This window comes from Variovorax paradoxus EPS (genome assembly GCF_000184745.1).
Lineage (GTDB): Bacteria > Pseudomonadota > Gammaproteobacteria > Burkholderiales > Burkholderiaceae_C > Variovorax > Variovorax paradoxus_C.
Map to the genome: position 1 here is coordinate 4,683,483 of NC_014931.1, position 21,884 is coordinate 4,705,366.

Annotated in this window: 16 protein-coding genes; 5 read left to right on the forward strand and 11 right to left on the reverse strand. The window is 68.0% G+C overall.

Features of this window, described 5'->3' with window-relative positions; all coding sequences use genetic code 11:
* Positions 1-2 precede the first annotated feature (2 nt).
* The 6 genes from VARPA_RS21565 to VARPA_RS21590 form a co-directional block, all read right to left on the reverse strand.
* Positions 3-4,631, reverse strand: a complete 4,629-nt coding sequence (locus tag VARPA_RS21565; protein WP_013542706.1) for a type I polyketide synthase — start codon at positions 4,629-4,631, stop codon at positions 3-5.
* A complete protein-coding gene (locus VARPA_RS21570; protein WP_013542707.1) occupies positions 4,631-9,931 on the reverse strand; it encodes a non-ribosomal peptide synthetase in 5,301 nt (1,766 codons plus the stop codon). The genes VARPA_RS21565 and VARPA_RS21570 overlap by 1 nt, the downstream gene beginning before the upstream one ends.
* Positions 9,928-10,677, reverse strand: a complete 750-nt coding sequence (locus VARPA_RS21575; RefSeq protein WP_013542708.1) for a thioesterase II family protein — start codon at positions 10,675-10,677, stop codon at positions 9,928-9,930. The genes VARPA_RS21570 and VARPA_RS21575 overlap by 4 nt, the downstream gene beginning before the upstream one ends.
* On the reverse strand, positions 10,677-10,931 hold the full coding sequence (locus VARPA_RS21580; RefSeq protein WP_013542709.1) for an MbtH family protein: 255 nt from the start codon (positions 10,929-10,931) through the stop codon (positions 10,677-10,679). The genes VARPA_RS21575 and VARPA_RS21580 overlap by 1 nt, the downstream gene beginning before the upstream one ends.
* Before the next feature lie 197 nt (positions 10,932-11,128).
* Positions 11,129-11,377, reverse strand: coding sequence for a FecR/PupR family sigma factor regulator (locus VARPA_RS21585; RefSeq protein WP_013542710.1), 249 nt, complete (start codon positions 11,375-11,377; stop codon positions 11,129-11,131).
* A gap of 127 nt (positions 11,378-11,504) precedes the next feature.
* Entirely contained in the window at positions 11,505-12,044 is a 540-nt protein-coding gene (locus tag VARPA_RS21590) for a sigma-70 family RNA polymerase sigma factor (RefSeq protein WP_013542711.1), read from the reverse strand.
* Between the two features lie 161 nt (positions 12,045-12,205).
* Here VARPA_RS21590 and VARPA_RS21595 point away from each other — a divergent pair, with 161 nt between their 5' ends.
* Positions 12,206-13,171, forward strand: a complete 966-nt coding sequence (locus tag VARPA_RS21595) for a 4'-phosphopantetheinyl transferase family protein (RefSeq protein WP_013542712.1) — start codon at positions 12,206-12,208, stop codon at positions 13,169-13,171.
* A complete protein-coding gene (locus VARPA_RS21600; RefSeq protein WP_013542713.1) occupies positions 13,168-14,013 on the forward strand; it encodes a hypothetical protein in 846 nt (281 codons plus the stop codon). Before VARPA_RS21595 ends, VARPA_RS21600 begins: the two co-directional genes overlap by 4 nt.
* Positions 14,014-14,044: 31 nt before the next feature.
* Here the strand turns inward: VARPA_RS21600 and VARPA_RS21605 are convergent, their stop codons facing one another.
* Positions 14,045-14,629 carry a YSC84-related protein gene (locus tag VARPA_RS21605; RefSeq protein ID WP_013542714.1) on the reverse strand — a complete coding sequence of 195 codons (585 nt, stop codon included), beginning with the start codon at positions 14,627-14,629 and terminating at the stop codon, positions 14,045-14,047.
* Positions 14,630-14,916: 287 nt separating this feature from the next.
* On the reverse strand, positions 14,917-16,581 hold the full coding sequence (locus VARPA_RS21610) for a bifunctional metallophosphatase/5'-nucleotidase (protein WP_234974806.1): 1,665 nt from the start codon (positions 16,579-16,581) through the stop codon (positions 14,917-14,919).
* Here VARPA_RS21610 and VARPA_RS31715 point away from each other — a divergent pair.
* The 3 genes from VARPA_RS31715 (at position 16,571) to VARPA_RS21615 (ending at position 18,084) form a co-directional block, all read left to right on the forward strand.
* Positions 16,571-16,990: a hypothetical protein gene (locus tag VARPA_RS31715; RefSeq protein WP_234974807.1), complete on the forward strand. Its 420-nt coding sequence runs from the start codon at positions 16,571-16,573 to the stop codon at positions 16,988-16,990. The genes VARPA_RS21610 and VARPA_RS31715 overlap by 11 nt on opposite strands.
* Before the next feature lie 75 nt (positions 16,991-17,065).
* Positions 17,066-17,188: a hypothetical protein gene (locus VARPA_RS31855; protein WP_013542716.1), complete on the forward strand. Its 123-nt coding sequence runs from the start codon at positions 17,066-17,068 to the stop codon at positions 17,186-17,188.
* An 8-nt stretch (positions 17,189-17,196) separates the two neighbouring features.
* Positions 17,197-18,084 carry a LysR family transcriptional regulator gene (locus VARPA_RS21615; protein ID WP_013542717.1) on the forward strand — a complete coding sequence of 296 codons (888 nt, stop codon included), beginning with the start codon at positions 17,197-17,199 and terminating at the stop codon, positions 18,082-18,084.
* A 17-nt stretch (positions 18,085-18,101) separates the two neighbouring features.
* Here VARPA_RS21615 and VARPA_RS21620 read toward each other — a convergent pair whose 3' ends face one another.
* The 3 genes from VARPA_RS21620 to VARPA_RS21630 are packed head-to-tail and all read right to left on the reverse strand — an operon-like array spanning position 18,102 to position 21,880.
* Positions 18,102-19,001: an NAD(P)-dependent oxidoreductase gene (locus tag VARPA_RS21620; RefSeq protein ID WP_013542718.1), complete on the reverse strand. Its 900-nt coding sequence runs from the start codon at positions 18,999-19,001 to the stop codon at positions 18,102-18,104.
* A gap of 4 nt (positions 19,002-19,005) precedes the next feature.
* Complete coding sequence (locus VARPA_RS21625) at positions 19,006-20,454, reverse strand: aldehyde dehydrogenase family protein (protein WP_013542719.1); 1,449 nt, start codon at positions 20,452-20,454, stop codon at positions 19,006-19,008.
* Positions 20,455-20,479: 25 nt separating this feature from the next.
* Positions 20,480-21,880, reverse strand: coding sequence for an amidase (locus tag VARPA_RS21630; RefSeq protein ID WP_013542720.1), 1,401 nt, complete (start codon positions 21,878-21,880; stop codon positions 20,480-20,482).
* Between the last annotated feature and the right edge of the window lie 4 nt (positions 21,881-21,884).

The window sequence follows — 21,884 nt, forward strand, 5'->3', positions numbered from 1 at the left end:
TCTCAGACGAATGCGGGCGAGCGATCGGGTTCGGCATCGGCCGGCGCATCGAGGGGTGCGGCGGCCTCGATTTCCTCGATCAGCCGGGTCTCGACCAGGATCGCAAGGTCGCGGAGGGTGGGTGCCTTGAAGAAGGCGGCCGGATGCAGTTCGACTTCGTAGGCCTTGCGGGCCCGCGCCAGGATCTGGATCGCGAGCAGCGAGTCGCCGCCCAGCTCGAACAGGTTGTCATCGATGCCGACGCTGGCAATGCCCAGCATGTCCTGCCAGATGCCCGCGAGCACGTTCTCCAGCTCGCCTTCCGGCGCGACGAAAGGTGTGGCCAGCGCGGGGCGCGGATGTTCGCGGCGCTTCTTCTTCGCGGCCGGGCCGGTCTCCAGCAGGTCGAGCATGCCGTTGTCCAGTTCGCCGAGCCGTTGGTTCAGGTCGGTGGTGGAGATCACGACCTGCGCGAACGCCGGGCCGTTGACGATGCGTTCCACCGCCCGCGCGCCCTCGGGTCCGTCCATGCCGATGCCGTCGGGCAGCACGCGGCCTGCGGCCATGCCGAGGTCGCGCCAGGCGTCCCAGTTGACCGAGATGACGGGGTACGTCGCACTGCGTTGCCACAGTGCGGCCAGCCCGTCGAGGTAGGCGTTCGCGGCGGCGTAGTCGCTCATGCCGAGGCCACCGGCCATGCTGGAGATCGACGAGCACAGCAGCACGAAATCGAGCGGCTCGTCGCGCAGTGCGTCGAGCAGAAAGCGCGTGCCTTGCAACTTGGGGGCGAAGACTTCGTCGATTGCGGCGCGGGTGCGGGTTGCGATCATTCCGCTGTTCGCGTGACCGGCCGCATGCACCACGCCCTGCACCATGCCGAAGCGGGCGCGGGCCTCTGCGACGGCGGCTTGCATCGAGGCCGCATCGGCCACGTCGGCAGCGACGACGAGCACTTCGCCGCCGAGATTTTCGAGTTCGATCAGTTGCGCGAGCCTGGTCCGCAGCGCCTGGGGTTGCGCTTCGTCGGCGACGAGAGCCTCCCACTCGCTCCGTTCGGGCAGCGGTGTGCGTCCCAGCAGCACCAGCCGCGCCTGCCATGACTCGGCCAGGTGCCGCGCGACCGCGAGCCCCACGCCGCCGAGACCGCCGGTGATCAGGTAGACGCCCTTGGAGCGCAGGCGCTGTTGCGGCGCGGAGCCGGACGGCAGCGGCGCATAGGTCTTGACCCAGCGATGCGGGCCGCGATAGGCCACGAGCGTTTCGTCGTGCGGCGCCTGCGCCGGCGCGGCGAGCTGCCGTGCCAGCCATGCTTCAGCAGCGCTGCCCGGCACGGGCAACACGATGTCCGTCACCCGGCAAGCGATGTGCGGATACTCCTGCGCGATCACCTTGCAGAGGCTGAACAGCGTCGCCTTCTCGGGGCACAGCGGCTCGAGGCCGGAGGCGTCTTCGATCTGGTTCGCGATGACTTCAATCGAGAGCTCGCGCGCACGTCCGCCAGAGGTGCTGTCGATGGCCTGAATCAGCGCCAGCAGGCTGAAGTAGCCGCGCTCGAGCACGTCCTCCGATTGCGGCAAAGACGACGAAGACGACGGCTGGCCGTCCACGCTCCACAGGTGATAGACCTTGGCGACCGGTCCGGATTCGGCCTGCACCTTGCGCAGGAGCTCTTCGTGATCCGCACGCTCGCCCGGGCGTACCGTGAACTGGTGCGCTCCCGTTTCGGCATAGCCGCTCCCCGGCGTCACGCGGAACACCGGGTGCGCGGGCGCTTCGGCCTGCAATTGGCGAATCAGGGCGTCGGTCAAGCCGCTCGTCTCCGCGAACACCAACGTGCAGCCGTCGGCCGGCGTAAGAGCCGTTGGCATACCCGCGGGCTCCGTACGTTGCCAGACCGGCACGTGGAATGGATCGCCCGGCTTCTGCACGGGCGAGGTCGCCGCTTCGCTGCCCGCCTCGGGCATGTCCGTCCAATAGGAGCGGCGCTGGAACGGATAGGTCGGCAGCGGCACGCGGCGTGCCTGCCGTCCCGGATGGCACGCAGCCCAATCGATATCGACACCCGCGCACCAGAGTTGGCCGATCACGCTCGCCATCTGGCGTTCGTTCTGTGCCTGCTTCTGCGGATGGGCCTGGCTCGACAGGATGGCCGCCGCCGAATCGGCCAGCGGGTGCTGGCGCGCGAGGCCGGCCAGCGTCTCGCCGGGACCGACTTCGAGCAGCACGCGGCCTTGGACGCGCAGCAGTTCCGCCATGCCGTCCGCGAAGCGCACCGTGCCGCGCAGGTGCTGGCCCCAGTAGGCCGGATCGACCGCCTGCTGCGCAGTGATGGGCTTGCCGGTGACGTTGGAGATGAAGGGAATGCGGGGCGCGGACCGCGGCACGGAAGCGACCACCTGCTGCAGCTCGGCCACGATGGACTCGGTCATCGCCGAATGGGAGGCGATCGAGACCAGCAGGCGGCGCGGCATCAGCCCGCGCGCGAACAGCTGCTGCTCGGCCGCCTCGATGGCCGCCATCGGCCCGGCGAGCACGCACAGTTGCTCGCCATTGATCGCCGCGATGTCGCAGCCGGTGGCCAGGAACGGCGCGAGTTCGGATTCCGACAGCGCGATGGCGGTCATCGCGCCCGGCGCCATCGACTGCATCAGCCGCCCGCGCGTGGCAACGATGCGCAGCGCATCTTCCAGGCTGAACACGCCGGCCAGACACGCGGCCACGTACTCGCCCAGGCTGTGGCCCAACATCACGGCCGGCTGCACGCCGCGCGACATCCACAGGCGCGCCATCGCGTACTCGACGATGAACAGCAGCGGCTGTGTGTATTCGATGCGACCGAGCTTCTCGTCGGCAGCAGCTTCGCCGCCGACGGCCGGGTAGAGCAGTTGCCGCAGGTCCATGCCCATCGCATCGCGCAGCGCGTCGCAGCAGCGATCGATCTCCTGGCGGAACGCCGGATGGTCGCGGTACAGCGCGAGCCCCATGTTCGCGTGCTGCGTGCCGCCGCCCGGGAACAGGAACGCGACCTCGGGCGCCGACGCGGGAATGCCGCTCGCCTGGTCGAAGTCGCTTTCGGGCGCACGCAGCGCCTCGACGGCGGTTGCCGATCCGTCGGCAACGACTGCGCCGCGAACCGCCAGCGCGCGCCGGCCGGTCTGCAGCGTCTGCGCGACATCGGCGAGCGATGTGCCGGAGCCTGCTTCTTCGAGATGACTGGCCAGCCGCTGCGCGGCTTGCTGCAGGGCGTCGGTGTTGCGGGCGGAGAGCGGCAAGATCTGCCAGGCTGGTGCCTTCGCTTGTGCAGACGGACGGGCCACCGGTGCCTCTTCGAGCACCACATGCACGTTGGTCCCGCCGATGCCGAACGAACTCACGCCCGCGCGGCGCGGCGTGCGGCCTTCGGGCCAGGGCTGGCGCTGCGCGTTCACATAGAACGGACTGCTCGCGAAATCGATCTGCGGGTTGGGCTTCGTGAAATGCAGGCTGGGCGGCAGCACGCCGTGCTTGAGCGCCATCGTGGCCTTGATGAGCCCCGCCACGCCGGCCGCCGCATCGAGGTGGCCGATGTTGGTCTTGACCGAACCGACCGCGCAGAAGCCGCGCCGCTCGGTGTCGGCGCGGAAGGCCTGCGTGAGCGCCGCGATCTCGATCGGGTCGCCCAGCGTGGTGCCGGTGCCGTGCGTCTCGATGTAGCCAATGGTGTCGGCCGAGACGCCCGCGATCAGTTGCGCCGCGCGGATGACCTCGGCCTGCCCGTCAATGCTGGGTGCGGTGAAGCCGACCTTGGCCGAGCCGTCGTTGTTGGCCGCGGTGCCCTTGATGACAGCATGGATGGTGTCGCCGTCGCGCAGCGCTTCGTCGAGGCGCTTGAGCGAGACGACGCCGGCGCCGCTGCCGATCACCGTGCCGGCCGCATCGGCATCGAAGGCGCGGCAATGGCCGTCGGGCGAGAGGATCGCGCCGGCCTGGTAGCGGTAGCCGCCCTCTTGCAGCAGGTTGAGCCACACGCCGCCGGCCAGGGCCATGTCGCAGTCGTGGCTCAGGAGCGCCTGGCAGGCGGTGTGCACTGCCGTGAGCGAGGTCGAGCAGGCGGTCTGAACGCTCACGGCCGGGCCGCGCAGGTTCAGTTTGTAGGCCACGCGCGTGCAGAGCGACCCGCCGGAGTTGCCGCTCATGAGGCCGAGCAGGTCGGCAATGCCGGTGTGCGCACCGAGGCCGAAGGACGGCAACAGGTTGCGGATCAGGTAGACGTTGGCGCCCTCGCCCGCATACACGCCGACCTTGCCCGGCCAGCGCTCGGGGTCGCAGCCGGCATGTTCGAGCGCTGCCGAGGCGCATTCGAGAAACACGCGCTGCTGCGGATCGAGGTTCTCGGCTTCGCGGGGCGTGTAGCCGAAGAAGCCGGCATCGAACTGGTCGAAGCCTTCGAACATCACGCCGGCCTTCACGTAGTCGGGATCGTCCAGCAGGCTTTGCGGCACGCCGCGTTCGCGCAGTTGCTCGTCGGTGAAGCGCGATACCGATTCCACGCCGCCCTCGATGTTGCGCCAGAAGGCGTCCACGTCGTCAGCACCGGGGAAGCGCCCCGACAGGCCGACGATGGCAATTTCCAGGCCGGTGGGTTCGACGGATTCGTTGAAGGCGGTGGTCATCAATTGACTCTCTCTGCCACTTTGCGGCGTTGAAGCATGGCCGCGCGCTGGCGCAGCGCGCGGTCGTCGGCGCTTGCCGCGGAAACGGCCGCGGCTTGCGCGCCGCCCTGCTCGATCCAGCGCGCGAGCGATTCGACGGTGGGGTACTTGAAGAGATTGACCAGCGGGAAGCTGCCCTGCAGCCGGTCTTCCAGCAGGCGGTGCGCGCGGATGAGCAGTAGCGAGTGCCCGCCGAGGTCGAAGAAGTTGTCGTGCAGGCCGACCTGCTCGACCTGCAGCACCTCCGACCAGATGGCCGCGAGCGTGCGCGCCACATGGCCCTGCGGTGCCTCGTAAGTGCTCGCGCGGCCAAGGCCTTCAGGCTCGGGCAGCGCCTTGCGGTCGACCTTGCCGTTGGCGTTCAGCGGCAGGGCTTCGAGCACCACCACGGCGCGCGGCACCATGTAGTCGGGCAGCACCTGGCCCAGTTGCTCGCGCAACGCGGCGGTGTCGACCGCTTGCTGCGCATGCGCGGCGATGTAGGCCACGAGCGAGGCGCCCGCCGCGCCTTCGCGCGCCACCACCACGGCCTCGCGCACGGCGGGCTGCGCGAGGATCTGCGCCTCGATCTCGCCGAGTTCGATGCGGAAGCCGCGGATCTTCACCTGATGGTCGATGCGGCCCAGGTACTCGATCTGGCCCTCGGTGTTCCAGCGCACGAGGTCACCGGTGCGATAGAGCCGGTCGCCTGCGCCGAAGGGATTGGCCACGAAGCGTTCGGCACTGAGGCCGGGCTTGTTGAGGTAGCCGCGCGCCAGGCTCACGCCGCCGAGGTACAGCTCGCCGGCCACGCCGCGCGGCACCTGGTTGAGCTCGGCATCGAGGATGTGGCACTGGGTGTCGCTGATCGGCTGGCCGATCGGCACCAGGCTCTGGCCATCGTCGCGGCAGGTCCAGTGCGTGACGTGAATCGTCGTTTCCGTCGGGCCGTAGAGGTTCTGCAGCGTGGCGCCGTGAAGGCGCTGCAGCGTCTCCTTCTGCGTCTCGGCGGGCATGGCCTCGCCGCCGCAGATGATGTGCTTGAGCCGCGTGCTCGATTCGATGTCCTTGTGCGCCAGGAAGGCCTGCAGCATCGAGGGCACGAAGTTGAGCGTCGTGATCTGGTGGCGCTGAATCAGCTCGACCAGACGTGCCGGGTCGCGGTGGTCGCCGGGGTTGGCCACCACCAGCCGCGCGCCCGCGGTCAGGGGCCAGAACATCTCCCACACCGACACGTCGAAGCCGAACGGCGCCTTGTGCAGCACGGTGTTGTCCCGACCCAGGCGGTAGGTGTCCTGCATCCAGGCAATGCAGCTGTGCAGCGCGGCGTGACGCACGGCCGCGCCCTTGGGCTTGCCGGTGGAGCCGGAGGTGTAGATGACATAGGCGAGGTTCTCGCCGTGCAGCGCGACGCCGGGGTCGGTGTCGGGCTCGTTCGAGAGATCGGTGCTGTCGACTTCCAGCCGCGCAAGGCCCGCGCACTCGGCGATGTGCTCGCGGGTGGCGCGGTGCGTCAGCAGCAGCGCGATGCCGCTGTCCTCCACCATGTAGGCCAGGCGCTGCAGCGGGTAGTCGGGGTCCAGCGGCAGGTAGGCGCCGCCGGCCTTGAGGATGGCGAGCAGCCCCACCACCATCTCGACCGAGCGCTCCATCACGATGCCCACGCGCATGTCGGGCTTCACGCCGAGCGCGACCAGGCGGTGCGCGAGATGGTTGGCGCGGCGGTCGAGCTCGGCGAAGCTCAGCGCTTCTTCGCCGAACAGCAGCGCGACGGCATCGGGCTGCTGCTTCGCATGCTGCGCGATGGTCTGGTGCACCGGTTGGGGTTGCGGCTCGCGGCGCGCGTTGATGCTCCAGCCTGCGAGTTGCGCGTTCTCCGCGGCATCGAGCAAGACGATGTCGCCCACCGCGCGGCCGGTGTCGGCACAGAGCACGCCGAGTACCGCCACGTAGTGCTGCGCCATGCGCGCTATGGTCTCGCGCTCGAACAGGTCGTCGGCATAGATCACGTCGAGCATCAGCCGGCCGTCGGGCCGCTCGCGGGCTTCCAGTACCCAGTCGAACTGGGTCTGCAGGTCGGGCAACGCGTGGTCCTGCACCTGGATGCCGTCCAGCCGCTGCAGTGCGCGGTGATCCTCGAACAGGTGGTTGAACATCACCTGGAACAGCGGGCTGTGGCTCATGCTGCGCTCGGGCTGCAGACGCTGCACCAGTTGCTCGAAGGGCAGGTCCTGGTGCGCCTGCGCGCCCAGCACGGCCTCGCGGGCTTGCGCGAGCGCACGCGACAACGACGTGCGGCCGTCGATCGGGTTGCGCAGTACCAGCGTGTTGACGAACAAGCCGATGACGTTCTCGAACTCGACCCGGTTGCGGTTGGCGATCGCGGCGCCGACGCGGATTTCTTCCTGCCCGGTGTAGCGGTGCAGCAGCACCTGCAGGCCGGCGAGCAGCACCATGAACAGCGTGCCGCCGTCGGCCTGTGCAACGCCGCGCAACTGGCTGAGCAAGGGCGTCGGCAATTCGAAGGTGTGGCGTGCGGCGCGGTAGCTGGCTTGTGGCTTGCGCGGGCGGTCGGTGCGCAGTTCGAGCACCGGGTGCTCGTCGCCGAGCTCCTTCTGCCACCAGGCGAGCTGACGTTCGGCCTCGCCGGCGGCCAGCCATTCGCGCTGCCAAACCGCGTAGTCGGCGTACTGCACGCGCGGCAAGGGCAGCGCCGCGGCACGGCCCTGCAGGCGCGCCGCGTATCCGGCGGCCAGCTCGTCGATCAGCACCTGCATCGAGGCGCCGTCGGACACGATGTGGTGCATCACCACGGCGAGCACCTGCGTGTCGTCCGCGAGGCGCAGCAGCGCGGCGCGCAACAGGCCGCCCTGGGTGAGATCGAAGGGCGCGCTCTTGATGCGGCGGGCCTCGCTCTCCAGGCGCGCGTCACGTTCATCGGCGGCCACGTCGCGCAGGTCGACCACTTCGAGCGGCAGCGTGCCGGTCGACTGGACCCACTGCGCGGCAACGCCGTCGCTGCCCGCGCGGAACACGGTGCGCAGCGACTCGTGGCGCACGACGAGATCGTCCAGCGCCGCGCGCAGCACATCGGCTTGCAAGGCACCGGTGAGGCGCAGCGCGCCGCTCATGTGGTACGCCGCGCTCGTCGGGTCGAGCTGCCAGAGGAACCACTGGCGCTCCTGCGCATGGGACAGCGGCAACGCGCGCAGCCGGCGCTCGGCCGGCAGCACCGCGATGGGCGCGGGCCGCGCACGCGCGCCTTCGGCCAGGCGCTGGCGCACGGCGGCGGCGCACTCGGAGAGCCGCGGGTGTTCGAACATCAGGCGCACCGGAAAGTCGATGTCCCAGTGATCCGACACGCGGGCCGCGACCTGGGTGGCGGTGAGCGAACTGCCACCGCGGGTGAAGAAATGGGAGTCGCGCGCGAAAGGCTTCGCGTCGGCGGGCCGGAGCACTTCGCGCCAGATCGCATCGACGGCATGCTCGGTCTCGTCCAGCACCGGCGCTTCGGCCTGCGCTTCCACAGAACCGCCCTTGACGAATGCGCCACGCTCATAGATCGCATACGCATCCGCGCTGCGATCGAGCCAGCCCGCGCGGCACGCGTTGCGCTGCAACTTGCCGCTGGTGGTCTTGGGCATGCCGCCCGGGTTGAGCAGCAGCACGGCCGACAGCGCTTCGCCGAACACCTCGCTCACCGCGGCGCTCAGCGCCTCGACCAGCACCTGCGGCGGCACCAGCTTCTGCATGCTGCGCGACACCTCGGCCGCGGCGCCGATGCCCTCGCCGTCGGGGCCGTTGGCCGCGAAGACCGCCACGCGGCCCTTGCGCACCGCATCGACCTCGGCCTCGATGACGCGCTCGATGTCCTGCGGATAGATGTTGTGGCCGCGGACGATGATCAGGTCCTTGATGCGGCCGGTCACGTAGAGCTCGCTATCGCAGACGAAGCCCAGGTCGCCGGTGCGCAGCCAACGGCGGCCCGCACGCTCGACGAAGGTCTCGGCGGATTCGCGCGGCTTGCCCCAGTAGCCCGCCCCGACGCTCGCGCCGCTCACCCAGATTTCGCCGATGCGTCCGGGCTCGGCCACCACCGACAGCGTGGCGGGATCGACGATCTCGACTACATGCTCGACCGCTACCGCGCCGCATCCGACGAGCAGCGTGCCGTCTTCGCTCGGCGTGCCCTTGCCGGATGCCAGGCCGTCGGCGCCGAAGCCGCGCGCGACCATGCCGGAGCCGCGCTTTCCGCCGGTCACGAACAGGGTCGCTTCGGCGAGGCCGTAGCAGGCATAGACCGCACCGGGATCGAAGCCCGCGGGGGCGAAGCGTTCGATGAAATCGAATTCGGTGTCGGCGCGCACCGGCTCGGCGCCGGTATAGGCCACGCGCCAGCTCGAGAGGTCGAGCTGCGCGAACTGCGCATCCTTCACCCGCTCTAAGCAGAGGCGGAACGAGAAGTCCGGACCGCCGCTGAGCGTGGCGCGGTGGCGCGAGATCAGCTCCAGCCAGCGCACCGGACGCTCGAGGAAATAGCGCGGCGAAGTCAGCACCAGCGGGATGCCGCTGTACAGCGGCTGCATCAGGCCGCCGATCAGGCCCATGTCGTGATAGAGCGGCGCCCACGAAACGAACTTGTCGTCGGGCCCGATGCCCATACCGACCTGGATCGCATGCTCGTTGGCCATCAGGTTGCCGTGCGTGACGATGACACCCTTGGGCGCCGAGGTCGAACCCGAGGTGTATTGCAGGAAGGCGACGTCGTCGTCGCTTGGCTCGAAGGGCTGCCAGGCGTCGGCGAGCGCGATGTCGATCGCATCGACGGCAACGATCTGCACATCGCCGAACTGGTTGTCGGCCGCCGACATCGCGGCGCTCAAGGCAGAAGACGTGAGCACGCAACGCGCCGATGAATCAGCCGCCACGCCGGTGAGCCGCGCCAGGTGCTGCGGTCGCGTCGATTCGGGCGGAAACACCGGCACCGCGATCACACCGCAGTAGAAGCAGGCCAGCATGCTCACCGCATAGTGGTCGCCGTTGTCGAGCATGACGAGCGCGCGGTCGCCCTTGGCGAACTGCTGCTGCAGGCGGGCCGCGAGCGCGCGCACGCGCTGCTCGAAGACGGCATAGGTGAAAGGCAGCTCGCTGTAGGCACCATCGACCTCGTCGACCACGGTGAGCCAGACATCGTGCGGACGCCCCTCGGCCAACGCGCGCAGGTGCGCCACGAAATTGCGCGGTTGCCGGCCGGCGGATGCCGTCGCGAGCAGTTCATTCATATCTGGCCTTGACGCGCTGGAAGAGGCGTTTGATGAAAGTGCGTCGGCAGACGCCGTGCAAGCGCCGCGAGAAATGCGGTCTCGTGGTGCCGGAGAAAGAAATGCCCACCGTCGAACCAGTCGAGCGTGCAGGTGCCACCGGTCTCTTCGGACCAGGCCGCCATCGCAGGCATCTCGATGTCGTCCTGGCGTCCCGCAAAGGCATGGATCGGCAGCGGAAGCGGCGGCCAGGCGGCGACATGGGCGTGGCTGCGGCAGACGCGGCGGTCGGCACGCAGCGTGTCGAGGGTGATGCGCATGAGCTCTTCGCTCGCGAAAACCTCTTCGGGCGTGCCGCCTTGCTTGCGCAGTTCTGCAGTCAGAGAGGCGTCGTCTTCGCCGCCATCGAAACGTTCAGGATCGCGCTGCGAGGGGGCTGCGCAGCCGGACACCAGCAGCGCGCGGGGCAACGGTCGATGCAAGGACTGAAGCCTGCGAGTCACGCCGTGTGCGAGCAAGGCGCCCATGCTGTGGCCGAAGACTGCGAAGTCGCCGCACATCGCGTCGGCCTGCTCGACGCAGAGGCGCGCGACCAGCGCATCGAAGTCTTCGACGAAGGCCTCGCCCATGCGCGCGCCGCGCCCCGGCAACTCCACCGGCACGATGCGAACCCACGACGGCACGAGACGCCGCCACCGCAGGTACATGGAGGCGCTCGCGCCTGCGCAGGGCAGGCACAGCAGCGCCAGGGGCGCCGGGGCGCTCATCAACCTGCCGCGGATTCCGTGGCCGGTGCTGCGTCCGCCTGTTGCGCCATCCAGTCGCGCAGCGACTTGGGACGCATGTCGGTCCAGTGGCTCTCGACGTAGGCGAGCACGGTCTTCTTGTCGCCCTGCACGCCCGCAACGGCGGTCCATCCGCCCGGGACGGCCTTCCAGTGCGGCCAGATGGAATACTGGTCTTCTTGATTGACCAGAACGATGAAGGTCTCGTCTTCGCGATCAAAACAGCTGGTCGACATCGGTGCATCCTTTTGTGATTGAACAGGGAAAGGAGCGCACCGCGTCCGGTCGCGGACCGGACGGAATCTCGGCGCCCCTGCCAAGAGGACGCTTCAGAGGTCGATCTGTTCATTTTTTGCGACGGGACGGCGAACGCCGCAGGCGCGCCGGTGCCGAAACGCGCACAGAGGCGCGCGTTCACGCTGGATGCGGTTTTTTACTTGCCGGCGCGAGGCTCGGCGTCGCCGTCCGGCAGGTCGTCGCCGAAGTCGTTGGCTGGCGGGACGAATCCTGCGAGGAGCCAGAGCCGTGCGGCCTTGTCATAGGCCCGGCGGTGTGCGGGCTCCGCGAGGAGCCAGGCTGTCATTTCGGCGCGCGCGGCTTCGTCGAAGCTCTCGCTGTCGTGTTCGCGCTGCACCCAGTCCCATGCGGTGTTCCAGATGGGATCGCCCGTTTCCTGTGTCATTCGTGAAGCCAGCTGTTCGCGTTGTCCGTCGAGGCCGGGTGCTGTCGTTGCTATTGAACGGACCCGGCCGGTCCAAACGCGCATTCTCGCGGGAAACGGGCGCGGCCCCGCTGCGTAGAAGCCGCAGCTAGTGCGCGTCGCTCTCCAGCAGCAGATGGCCACATGACTTGATCGCGTTGGCGGCCTCGGCGATCAGCCCGTTCACGAGACCCAGCGCGCAGCCCAGGCGCGCCGCAATCTCGCGCTGCGTGAGGCCCTCGAGACGGTAGAGCTCGAACACCAGCCGCGTGCGGGGCGAGAGGCCGGCCAGAACCTTGTCGATGGCGGTGATCACCTGGCGTTCGCACATCATGCGGTCGGGTGTCGAAGCGGTTGTCGGCATGTCGAGCAGTTCCACATCCACGTCGAAGGTGCGATAGCTGGCCTCGACGCGATGGCGGCGGCAGTAGTCCAGCGCCATGTTGCGCACCACCTGGCAGCAATAGCCGATGGGACGTTCGGCCTGGCGGACGCAGGGTCCGTCGGCGATCTTCAGGTAGGCGTCCTGCACAACGTCGTCGGCCAGGTCCGCCGTGTTGACGATCTTCCGGGCGACCCGCCAGAGCTGCGCGCGGTGGGCGATGAAAACCTCGGCGAGCGAAGGCTCGGATGAATGCGGCAACGGCATGTTCAACACCTCTTCCTCCAGTTCCAGTGAGCGAGCCGAGACGGGCCGCAGATCCGATTTACTACTTTCGATGCATAAATCGAAATAAGAATCATTGCTATTTATAGGCGGATTTTGAGGCATTTCCATGACCCTTCCGGATCGACACTCAAACAAACGACATGAGGAGCCCCGAGAAAATCCGCCGCGGCGAATCGGATGGCCGAGCGATCAACGAGAGAACGCGGAACCCGGCACAGGGGGTCGCGATAATAGCCGACTTGCGCTTCGTGCAAACATTTGCAAAGCAGGATTACGGCGAAGCGCCGCCGCCCACCATGCATCGCCCCGCCCCTCTTCTCCCTTTGCCCGCGGGCGACATCCATCTCTGGCTCTGCCCCCATGGCGACTCCGGCGATCCCGCGCTCGATGCAAGCTATCGCGCACTGTTGAGTCCGCATGAGCTGCAACAAAAAGATCGCTTCCACTTCCCGCGCGACCGGTACCGCTACCTGCTGACCCGAGTGCTGGTGCGCACGATCCTCTCGCGCTACGCGCCGATCGAGGCGCAGAACTGGCGCTTCGCCAACGGCCCCTTCGGCCGCCCCAGCATCGATGTCAGCCCGGACATCGAAGAAACACGCGGCCTGGACTTCAACCTGAGCCACACCGCCGGCCTCATCGTGCTGGCGATTGTCCGCAATATCGAACTCGGTGTCGATGTCGAGAACATCCGCCGCCCCGCCGTGCTCGAGGCCGTCGATCACTTCTTCGCACCAGCCGAGGCCAAGTCACTGGGTGCATTGCCAACCGCCTTGCAGCCACACCGCTTCTTCGAACTCTGGACCTTGAAGGAAAGCTACATCAAGGCACGCGGCATGGGGCTGCAGATACCACTCGACAGTTTCGCTTTTGCGCTCGACACCCCGGGTGACGTCGATTTCTCGCTCGCCGATCCGCATGGCAACGCCGCATGGCACTTCCAGCAACTGCAGCCGACGCCCGACCACATGGTGGCCCTCTGCACCTCGACTGCCGCGCGCATCGTTTGCCGCGAAACGTCGCCCCTGCAATGCGAGCGCGTGGTGCAAGTCCGCACGACGCGCGCATCTAGAATTTCGCCCCTTTCCCCGATCCCTCCCTCATGAACATCGTCGTCAACGAAGAACTCAAAGCCTATATCGATCCCATGTCGCCGGAGGAATACGCGGCGCTGGAACGCAGCATCCTCACCGAGGGCTGCCGCGACGCGCTGGTGCTGTGGGGCGACGTGCTGGTGGACGGCCACCACCGCTACGGCATCTGCCAGAAGCACGGCCTGCCGTTCCAGACGGTGCAGAACACGCACTTCAAGACCATGGAGGACGTGCACCTCTGGATGATCGACCAGCACCTCGGCCGGCGCAGCATCTCGGACTACCAGCGCGGTGTGCTGGCGCTGCGAAAGAAAGTCATCGTCGACGACCAACGCTCCCGCGCGCTGTCTGAAACGTCGTCATCGGACGATCCGCCTTTCGATGTCGACACGCCCGCCGGCGAATCCCCCGCCGACAACGCCAGCGCGCTGCCGCCGCCCGCGCCGCTGAGCAGCCGCGAATCGATCGCCAAGGCCGCGCGCCTGAGCAGCAGCCAGGTCGTGATGATCGAGAAGATCCAGAAGCAGGCCGCGCCCGAACTGGTTGCCGCGGTGAAGTCGGGGGTGATCTCGATCAACACGGCCGCGGCCGTGGCCAGTCTGCCCGCCGAAGAACAAGTCTCCGCAGCGAACGCGGGCAAGGACGAACTCAAGCAGGCCGCCAAGCGCGTGCGCGAGGCCAAGCGCAAGCCGCGCGAGGAATCCCCCGAGCCCGCATCGAACGATCAGTCCGCCAAGCCCGATGCGGTCGAAGCACTGGAGCATCGCGTGGCCGAACTCACGCGCGAGAACGACGCCCTGCGCAAGCAGGTTGCCGATCTGCAGGCACAACTGGCTGTGCAGTTGGCCGATTGACGACGGGGCGTGAGCCCCGCCATCGACTCTCTTACAGCTGGATCTCGGTGATCTTCGCGCCCGACAGCGAGACGCCGGCCTCCAGCCCCACATTGGTCAGCACGAAGCCCACCACCGGCTGCCGGATCGTGTTGGTGTCGACGCTGCCGTTGGCGCCGATGGTGGCAAGCGCCACCGTGGCATCGGCGCCGGCCGTCCAGCCCCTGCTGTTGCGGAACTTGTCGAGCGCCGCCTGCGTGGTGAAGAGATAGATCACGGCCTTCGACTGCGCGCCGGCCTGGAAGCCCACCGAGCCCGCGGTGGTGCTGTAGTACGACTGCGTGCGGCCGTTCACGCGCAATGCGCCGCGCCCATATTCGGCACCGACGCCCAGGCTCGCCCCGACCACCGCCGGGAACACCAGCACGCCGCTCGACTTGGCGACCAGTTCGCGCGATCCCTTCACCGTGTCGTACAGCTTGGACAGCGAGGCGTCGACCTGTGCATCGATCGATGTGCGCGAGCTTGCGCTGCTGCCCTGGTCCTGCGGGCGCGTCGTGGTGCATCCGACAAAGGCAAGGCTGCACGCTGCCACGACGGACGAGAGCGCGAGCGTGCGGAGGTTCATGGTGCGCATGATGAATTCCTTTGCAAAAGAAAGAACATGGATCGGCGGTAAAGCTCTCTGCCTGCAGCGGCAGATCGATCCATGCTACGGCGGCCAAAACACGAAAAATCCGACGTGGGAATCTCGCCTACGCGAAGTCAGGCCGCGTACCTGCGCAAGCACTTCCGGCGGGTGAAAAGGAGAGCTCTGGAACCCGGTTTTTGCACCGCAGCATCGATGCAAGAAACGCAATGTCGCGGCAATGCCGCGATCGCCGAGGCGCCTTCAACGAATCACCCGGCCAAGGCCGTCCCCGCTCAGGGAAGCACCGTGATGCGGTCGGTCGCCGGCGGCGCGAGCGGGCTGTTCGCCTTGATGTAGGCCTCCAGCGCATCCACGTCCTGGTCGCCGCCGAGCGTGTCGGTGCCCTGGTTGAACACGGTGAAGTTGTCGCCCCCGGTGGCCAGGAAGCTGTTCATCGTGACGCGGTAGTTCGCCGCCGGATCGATCGCCGTGCCGTTCAGTGCCAGGTTGCCGATGCGCGCGCCGCCGGGCGCCGAGGCGCTGTAGCTGTAGGTCAGGCCGCGCGAGGGCAGCAGCACCTTCGGCGCGGCCACCGTGTTGGAGCCGCTGTTGAACTGCTGCTCGAGCACCGCCTTGATCTGCGCGCCCGTCATCGTCTTCACCACCAGGCTGTTGCCGAAGGGCTGCACCGCGAAGATCTGCCCGTAGGTCACGCTGCCATCCTGTGCCGGTGCGAGGTCGGCGCGCACACCGCCCGGGTTCATGAAGGCGATCTGCGCCGCGCCCTTGCCGGCCGGGCTGGTCGCCGCCAATTGCGCATCGGCGATCAGGTTGCCCAGCGCGCTTTCCCTTGATGGCGACGGCGTGCGCGTGGCCGTGGCGGTGAGCGAACCCACCACGCGTTGCACCAGCGGCCCGGCGATCGCGAGGTACTGGCTGATGAGCGCTGCCACTTCCTGGTTCTTGCCGAACACGGGGTACTGGTCGGTGAGCGCGACAGTGTTCGCGCCGCTCGTGAAGGCCTCGCCTTGCACGATCACGTTGTCGGCCGCCTTGGCAGTCACCTTGCGGGTGCGGGTGTCGATGGTGAGGTTGATGTCGGTCAGCAGCGTGCCGTACTGGCCCGCGCTCGTCAGCAAGAAGGGCCTGGCCGGATTGGTCTTGCCGTAGTCGCAGACATACGAGCGGTGCGTGTGGCCCGAGATCACCACATCGACCGCCGCGTCCAGCTTGTTCAGGATCGGCAGGATGTCGCCGCTCAAACCGGCGCAGCTCTTGTCGTTGTAGCCGACGGTGGTGGTGCCCCCCTCGTGGATCACCACGACAATGGCGTCCGCGCCCTGCGCCTTCAGTTGCGGAATCAGCGCGTTGGCCGTGTCCGCCTCGTCCTTGAAGCTCAGGCCCGCAACGCCTGCGGGCGTCACGATGTTGGGCGTGCCCTTGAGCGTCATGCCGATGAAGGCGACCTTCACCGTGGCGCCGTCCTTGGTGAAGCTCTTCATGCCGGTGGCGGGGAACAGCGTCTTGCCGTCGGTCTTCACCGTGTTGGCCGCGAGAAAGCCGAAGTTCGCGCCCGGGAAGGCCTTGTTCACCCGGCACGGTTCGAGCGCGGTGTTCTTGGCGCAGCCGCCGTTCTTCATGCGCAGCAGCTCGGTCTGGCCCTTGTCGAACTCATGGTTGCCGACGGCGTTGAAATCGATCTTCATCGCGTTCACAGCCTCGATGGTCGACTCGTCGAGGAACAGCGCCGACACCAGCGGCGAGGCACCGATCATGTCGCCTGCGGACACCACCGCGTTGTTCTCGTTCTTCGCCTTGAGCGATGCCACGGCCGAAGCCAGGTAGGCCGCGCCGCCGGCGGGCACCGGCACGGTGCCGCCGCCGGCGGCCGGCGCGGTGATCGATAGCTTGGGCGGCTCGAGGTTGCCGTGCAGGTCGTTGAACGCGATGAGCTTCACGTCGATGCTGCCCGGCGTGGCCGGCGCAGGGGGAGGCGCGGGTGTGGGCGGCGGTGCCGACGGAAGAAAGGGAAAGAAATTGCTCGAACTGCCACTGCCGCCGCAAGCGGACAAGGTGGCCAGGACGACACCCGCCAGCGCGACATGTTTCAACGATGTCGAGCCAGTCCACCACCTGGTCGGCCTCGCCGCCGAGCCTTGCAGCCGCGCCCTCGGCCAGCGCCCGCTGCGTGGCCGCGTCTCTCACCTGGCCCTGCAGGATGATGCCGTTGCCGTGCCATCGGATCTCGAGCGGCGGGCCTGCCGCTCGCGAGGTTCTCGCGGTGAAGTGCCACGCAACGGCCAGCACGATCAGGCAGGCGACCGCCGATGCGATGAGGACGGGTCGCAGGTGAATGCGGCGTGGTGATTCCAAGGCCGCGAGGGTGCCATGCGCTGCGTGACACGGTTGTGACCGTCCCCTCGTCGCAGGTAGACTGATTCGATGCCCCCCGAAGCTCTGCTCGCCCACTACGACAAGGCCGCGCCATGGCCCGCCGACCGCCCTGTCCGCGGCCCTGCCGAGTTCGAGGCCCTCTTCCACTCGCTGGCTATCACCCTGCACTGAACGGACCGATGCGGCCCGACCTCGATTCCCTCGCGCTCTTTCTGAGCGCCCTCGAATCCGGCAGCCTCTCGAAAGCTGCCGAAGAGCATCACATGGTGCTGTCGGCCGCGAGCCGCCGCATCCGCATCCTCGAGACCGAGTTCGGCGTGCCGCTCTTCCAGCGCACCTCCAAGGGCGTGACGGTGACCGGTGCGGGCGAGTCGCTGGCCATCCATGCGCGGCTCATCCTGCGCGACGTCGATCGCATGCGCGCCGATCTTTCGGACTACGCACAGGGCGCGACCGGCCGCGTGCGGCTGCAGGCCAATGCATCGGCCATGGGCCAGTTCCTGCCCGACGACGTGGCGAGCTTTCGCCGCAGCTATCCCGAGATTCGCGTCGACGTGGAGGAGCACCGCAGCGTGTGGATCGTGCAGGCGATCCGCGACCGGCAGGCCGATGTCGGCGTGATCACCGGCGACACCGCGGACACGACGCTCAACTTCATTCCCTACCGCATGGACAGGCTGGTGGCCATCGTCCATCGCAAGCACCCGTACCGCAACCGCGAGGTGTCGTTCGCGGAACTGCTCGACTTCGATTTCGTCGGCCTGGAGAACGACTCGGCCATCGCCCGCACCATCGAGGATGCGGCGGTCGCCGCGCGCAAGGTGCTGCGCCTGCGCGTGAAGGTCAAGAGTTTCGAGGCGGTGTGCCGGATGATCGAAGCCGGCATGGGCGTGGGCATCCTGCCCGAGGGCGCGGCTGCCACGTATCGCAAGGAAATGGGCCTGCGCTTCTTGAATCTGTCCGACGCTTGGGCGTCGCGCCGCATGTACCTCTGCACACGGCAGGAGACGCTGACTTTCCCGCAGCGCCGGCTGGTCGATCACTTGCTCTCGCGCTACGTGCCGTAGCGCGAGGCGCGCTTTACTTACTTCTTCAGCGCTTCCACCAGGTCGAGCACCATGCGGTCCGGACCGAAGGTGTCGATGCCGTGCGTCAACAGCTTCTCGACAGCCTCGGCGATGCCGTGGCTGGCCGACGACTGCTGCGCCATGTCGTTGTAGTAGCCCAAGTCCTTCTTGGCATTGGCCATCGAGAACTTCAGCGAATCGGTGCTGCCGGTCAGGAGCTTGGGCTTGACGCGTTCCAGCGCCACACCGTTGCCGCCGCCCTTGGCGAGCACATCGACGAATACATCGGGCGCCACGCCAGCGCGCTCTGCACAGGCGGCCGCTTCGCACAGCAGCGCGACGGTGCCGAGCGACACGAAGTTGTGCAGCAGCTTCATCGCATGGCCCGCGCCGATGCCGCCCACGTGCGTGATGTTCTCGGCAAAGCAGCGCAGGAGCGGCAGGCACGAGGCCAGCACTTCGGCATCGCCGCCCACCAGCAGGTTGAGCCGGCCTTCGGCGGCTTCCTTGGCGGTGCGCGTCATCGGCGCATCGAGGAACTTGCCGCCCTTGGCCTGCACGGCTTGCGCGACCTTGGTGGTGGAGTCGGGCACGGCGGTCGAGCAGTCGATCACCACGGTGCCGGGGCGGAGACTTGCGAGCGCGCCCTTTTCACCCAACATCACCGCCTCGACTTGCGGCGTGCCGGTGACGCAGAGGATCAGCACGTCGACATCGGCAGCCAGTGCCATCACGTCCGACACCGCCGTGGCGCCGGCCGCGAGCAGCGCGCCAACGGGCTGGTTGCCTGGGTGATCGAGGATGGTCAGCTTGTGGCCGTGCTTGACGATGTTCTGCGCGATGCCGCTGCCCATCAGGCCGACGCCGACCAGGCCGACGCGGCGGGGTTCTTGTGCTTCTTGTGCGTTCGTGTTCATGGGTTCACCCGTGTTTGATGGCGATGGTCTTGAGGGTCGTGAAGCCTAGCAGGGCTTCGAAACCCTTCTCGCGTCCGAAGCCACTCGACTTGACGCCGCCGAACGGCAGCTCCACGCCGCCCGCCGCACCGTAGTTATTGATGAAGACCTGCCCGCAGTGCAGCTTGTTCGCTACGCGCAATTGCCGGCCACCGTCGCGCGTCCAGACGCCGGCCACCAGGCCAAAGTCGGTGCCGTTGGCAAGGCGGATTGCCTCGGCCTCGTCGGCGAAGGGCATCACGGCCAGCACGGGGCCAAAGACTTCGCGCTGTGCGAGTTCGCTGTCCGCGGGCACGTCGCGGAACAGCACGGCCTCCTGGTAGAAGCCATTTGCTGATGCGCTCGGCGCCACCGTACCGCGCGCCGCTACCTTCACGCCGTTCGCCTCGGCGGTCGCGACCATGTCCCGCACCTGGCGGAACTGCTTTTCGTTGATGAGCGGGCCCATGTCCAGATCGTCGGCAGGCGGGCCCGAACGCACGGCCGAGAAGCGCTCGGCCAGCCGCTTCACGACTTCTTCGTACACCGATTGCTCGACCAGCACGCGGCTGCCTGCCGAGCAGGTCTGGCCGGCGTTCTGGATGATCGCGTTGAGCAGCACGGGCACGGCCGCATCGAGGTCGGCATCGGCGAAGACGAGCTGCGGCGACTTGCCGCCCAGCTCCAGGGTGACGGGGCAATGGCGCTCAGCCGCCGCGAGACCGACGCTGCGGCCCGTGACGGTCGAGCCGGTGAACGAGATGTGGTCGATGCCCGGATGCGCGCACAGCGCGGCGCCCGCCTCACTGCCATAGCCCGTCACCACATTGAGCGCGCCCGCGGGAAAGCCCACCTCGGTCGCGATTTCCGCGAGGCGCAGCAGCGAGAGGCTCGCGTCCTCCGCCGGCTTGACCACGCAGGCGTTGCCGGCTGCGAGCGATGCGCCCACGCTGCGGCCCGCGATCTGCATCGGGTAGTTCCAGGGAATGATGTGCCCGGTCACGCCGTGCGGCATGCGCACCGTCAGCACCGTGTAGCCGCGCTCGTAAGGCAGCGTGTCGCCGTGCAGCTTGTCGCAGGCGCCGGCGTAGTACTCGAAGTAGCGCGCGAGCGCGGTGGCGTCGTTGCGCGCCACGCGCAGCGCCTTGCCGGTGTCGCGCGCTTCGAGCTGCGCGAGCTCCTCGTGGTGCTGCATCACCGCGGCGCCCAGCTTCGCGAGCAGGCGGCCGCGTTCCAGCGCGGTCATCGCGCCCCAGGGGCCGTCGAAGTTCTCGCCCATGGCCTTGCGTGCGGCGCGGACCGCGGCGTCGACGTCGGCTGCGTTGCCGCGTGCGATCTCGCCGAAGCGCTGGCCGTCGCTCGGGTCGATCACCGCGATGGTTTCGGTGCCGAGCGACGCCACGCGGCCGCCGTCGATGTAATGGGTTGCTGTCATTTCTTGTCTCCTCTTGGCAGGCGAATCACTGAAGTTCGGGCCAGGGCTTCTGCGCGTCGCGGATCAGCTCGAAGGCGCGGCTGAACTGCAGCACGCCCAGGTCGTCGAAGCGGCGGCCCGCCACCTGCAGCCCGATGGGCAGCCCCGCATCCGAATAGCCGCAGTTGACCGACGACGCCGGCTGCTCCGACATGTTGTAGGGCACGGTGAAGCCGATGTGCTCCAGCGAGCGCAACGGATCGTTCGTCGGCGAGGCGTGCTCCGCGGGCGCGGGCATGTTGGGCGACACCGGCGAGATCACGAAGTCGAAGCCCACGGTCGCCGCGATGGTGGCCGCGCGCGTGGCGACGAACTGGCTGTACGCGTCGAAGATGTGCGCGCCTGAAAAGCCGGCCGCGCTCTCGGCCCAGGCGTCGATGTAGGGCAGCATCTTCGCGCGGCGCTCGGGCGCCATGGCGCGCAGGTCGCCCAGCGAGCGCATGCGCCAGAAGTGGTCCATGCCCTGCAGCATCTTCGGCGTCATGAAGGGCTTCATTTCCTCGACGTGGGCGCCGGCCGCCTCGATCTTTTTCGCGGCAGCGAGCACCGCATCGCGAATCTGCGGATCGAGCGGCAGGCCGCAGCCGGCGTCCATCAGGAGGCCCACGCGCTTGCCCGCGAGGAAGGAAGCCTCGACATCGAAGGCCAGCCAGTCGATCGTGGGCGGCGGCAGCTCGGAGTAGTCGCGGCTGTCGGGCTGGGCGACGGACTGCATCATCAGCGCCGCGTCTTCCACCGTGCGCGTCATCGGCCCGGCGCAGCGGCCCATGTAGGGCGTGCTCAGCGGAATGCGACCGAAGCTGGGCTTGAGCGTGAAGATGCCGCACCAGCTCGCGGGCAGGCGCAGCGACCCGCCGATGTCGGTGCCCGCGTGCAGCGGACCGTAGCCCGCGGCAGCGGCCGCACCTGCCCCCGCACTGGAGCCGCCCGGCGTGCGCGACAGGTCCCACGGGTTGCGCGAGAGTTCATGAAAGGTCGAGAGGCCGGACGACAGCATGCCGACGTCGGGCATCGTCGTCTTGGCGACGAGCACCGTGCCGTCTTCCTTCAGGCGCGCGGCCGGCGGCGAATCCTCCGGCATCGGCACGAGGTCGTAGGCGGCGGTACCCAGTGGCATCGGATCGCCGGCGGTCGCAAGGTTGTCCTTGATGGTCACGGGCACGCCGTCGAGCGCGCCGCGCGGCGTGCCGGCCAGCCAACGCGCTTCGGAAGCTCGCGCCTGTTCGAGCGCGAACTCTGGGCGGAAGAGCCAGGTCGCGTGCAGCTTCGGCTCAAGCGCCGCAATGCGCTCGTTGACCGCGCGCACGACCTCGACCGGCGAGAGTTCCTTGCTGCGATAGGCCGTGCCGAGCTCGGCCGCGCTCAGGGCATACAGAGGTTTCGTCATGGCA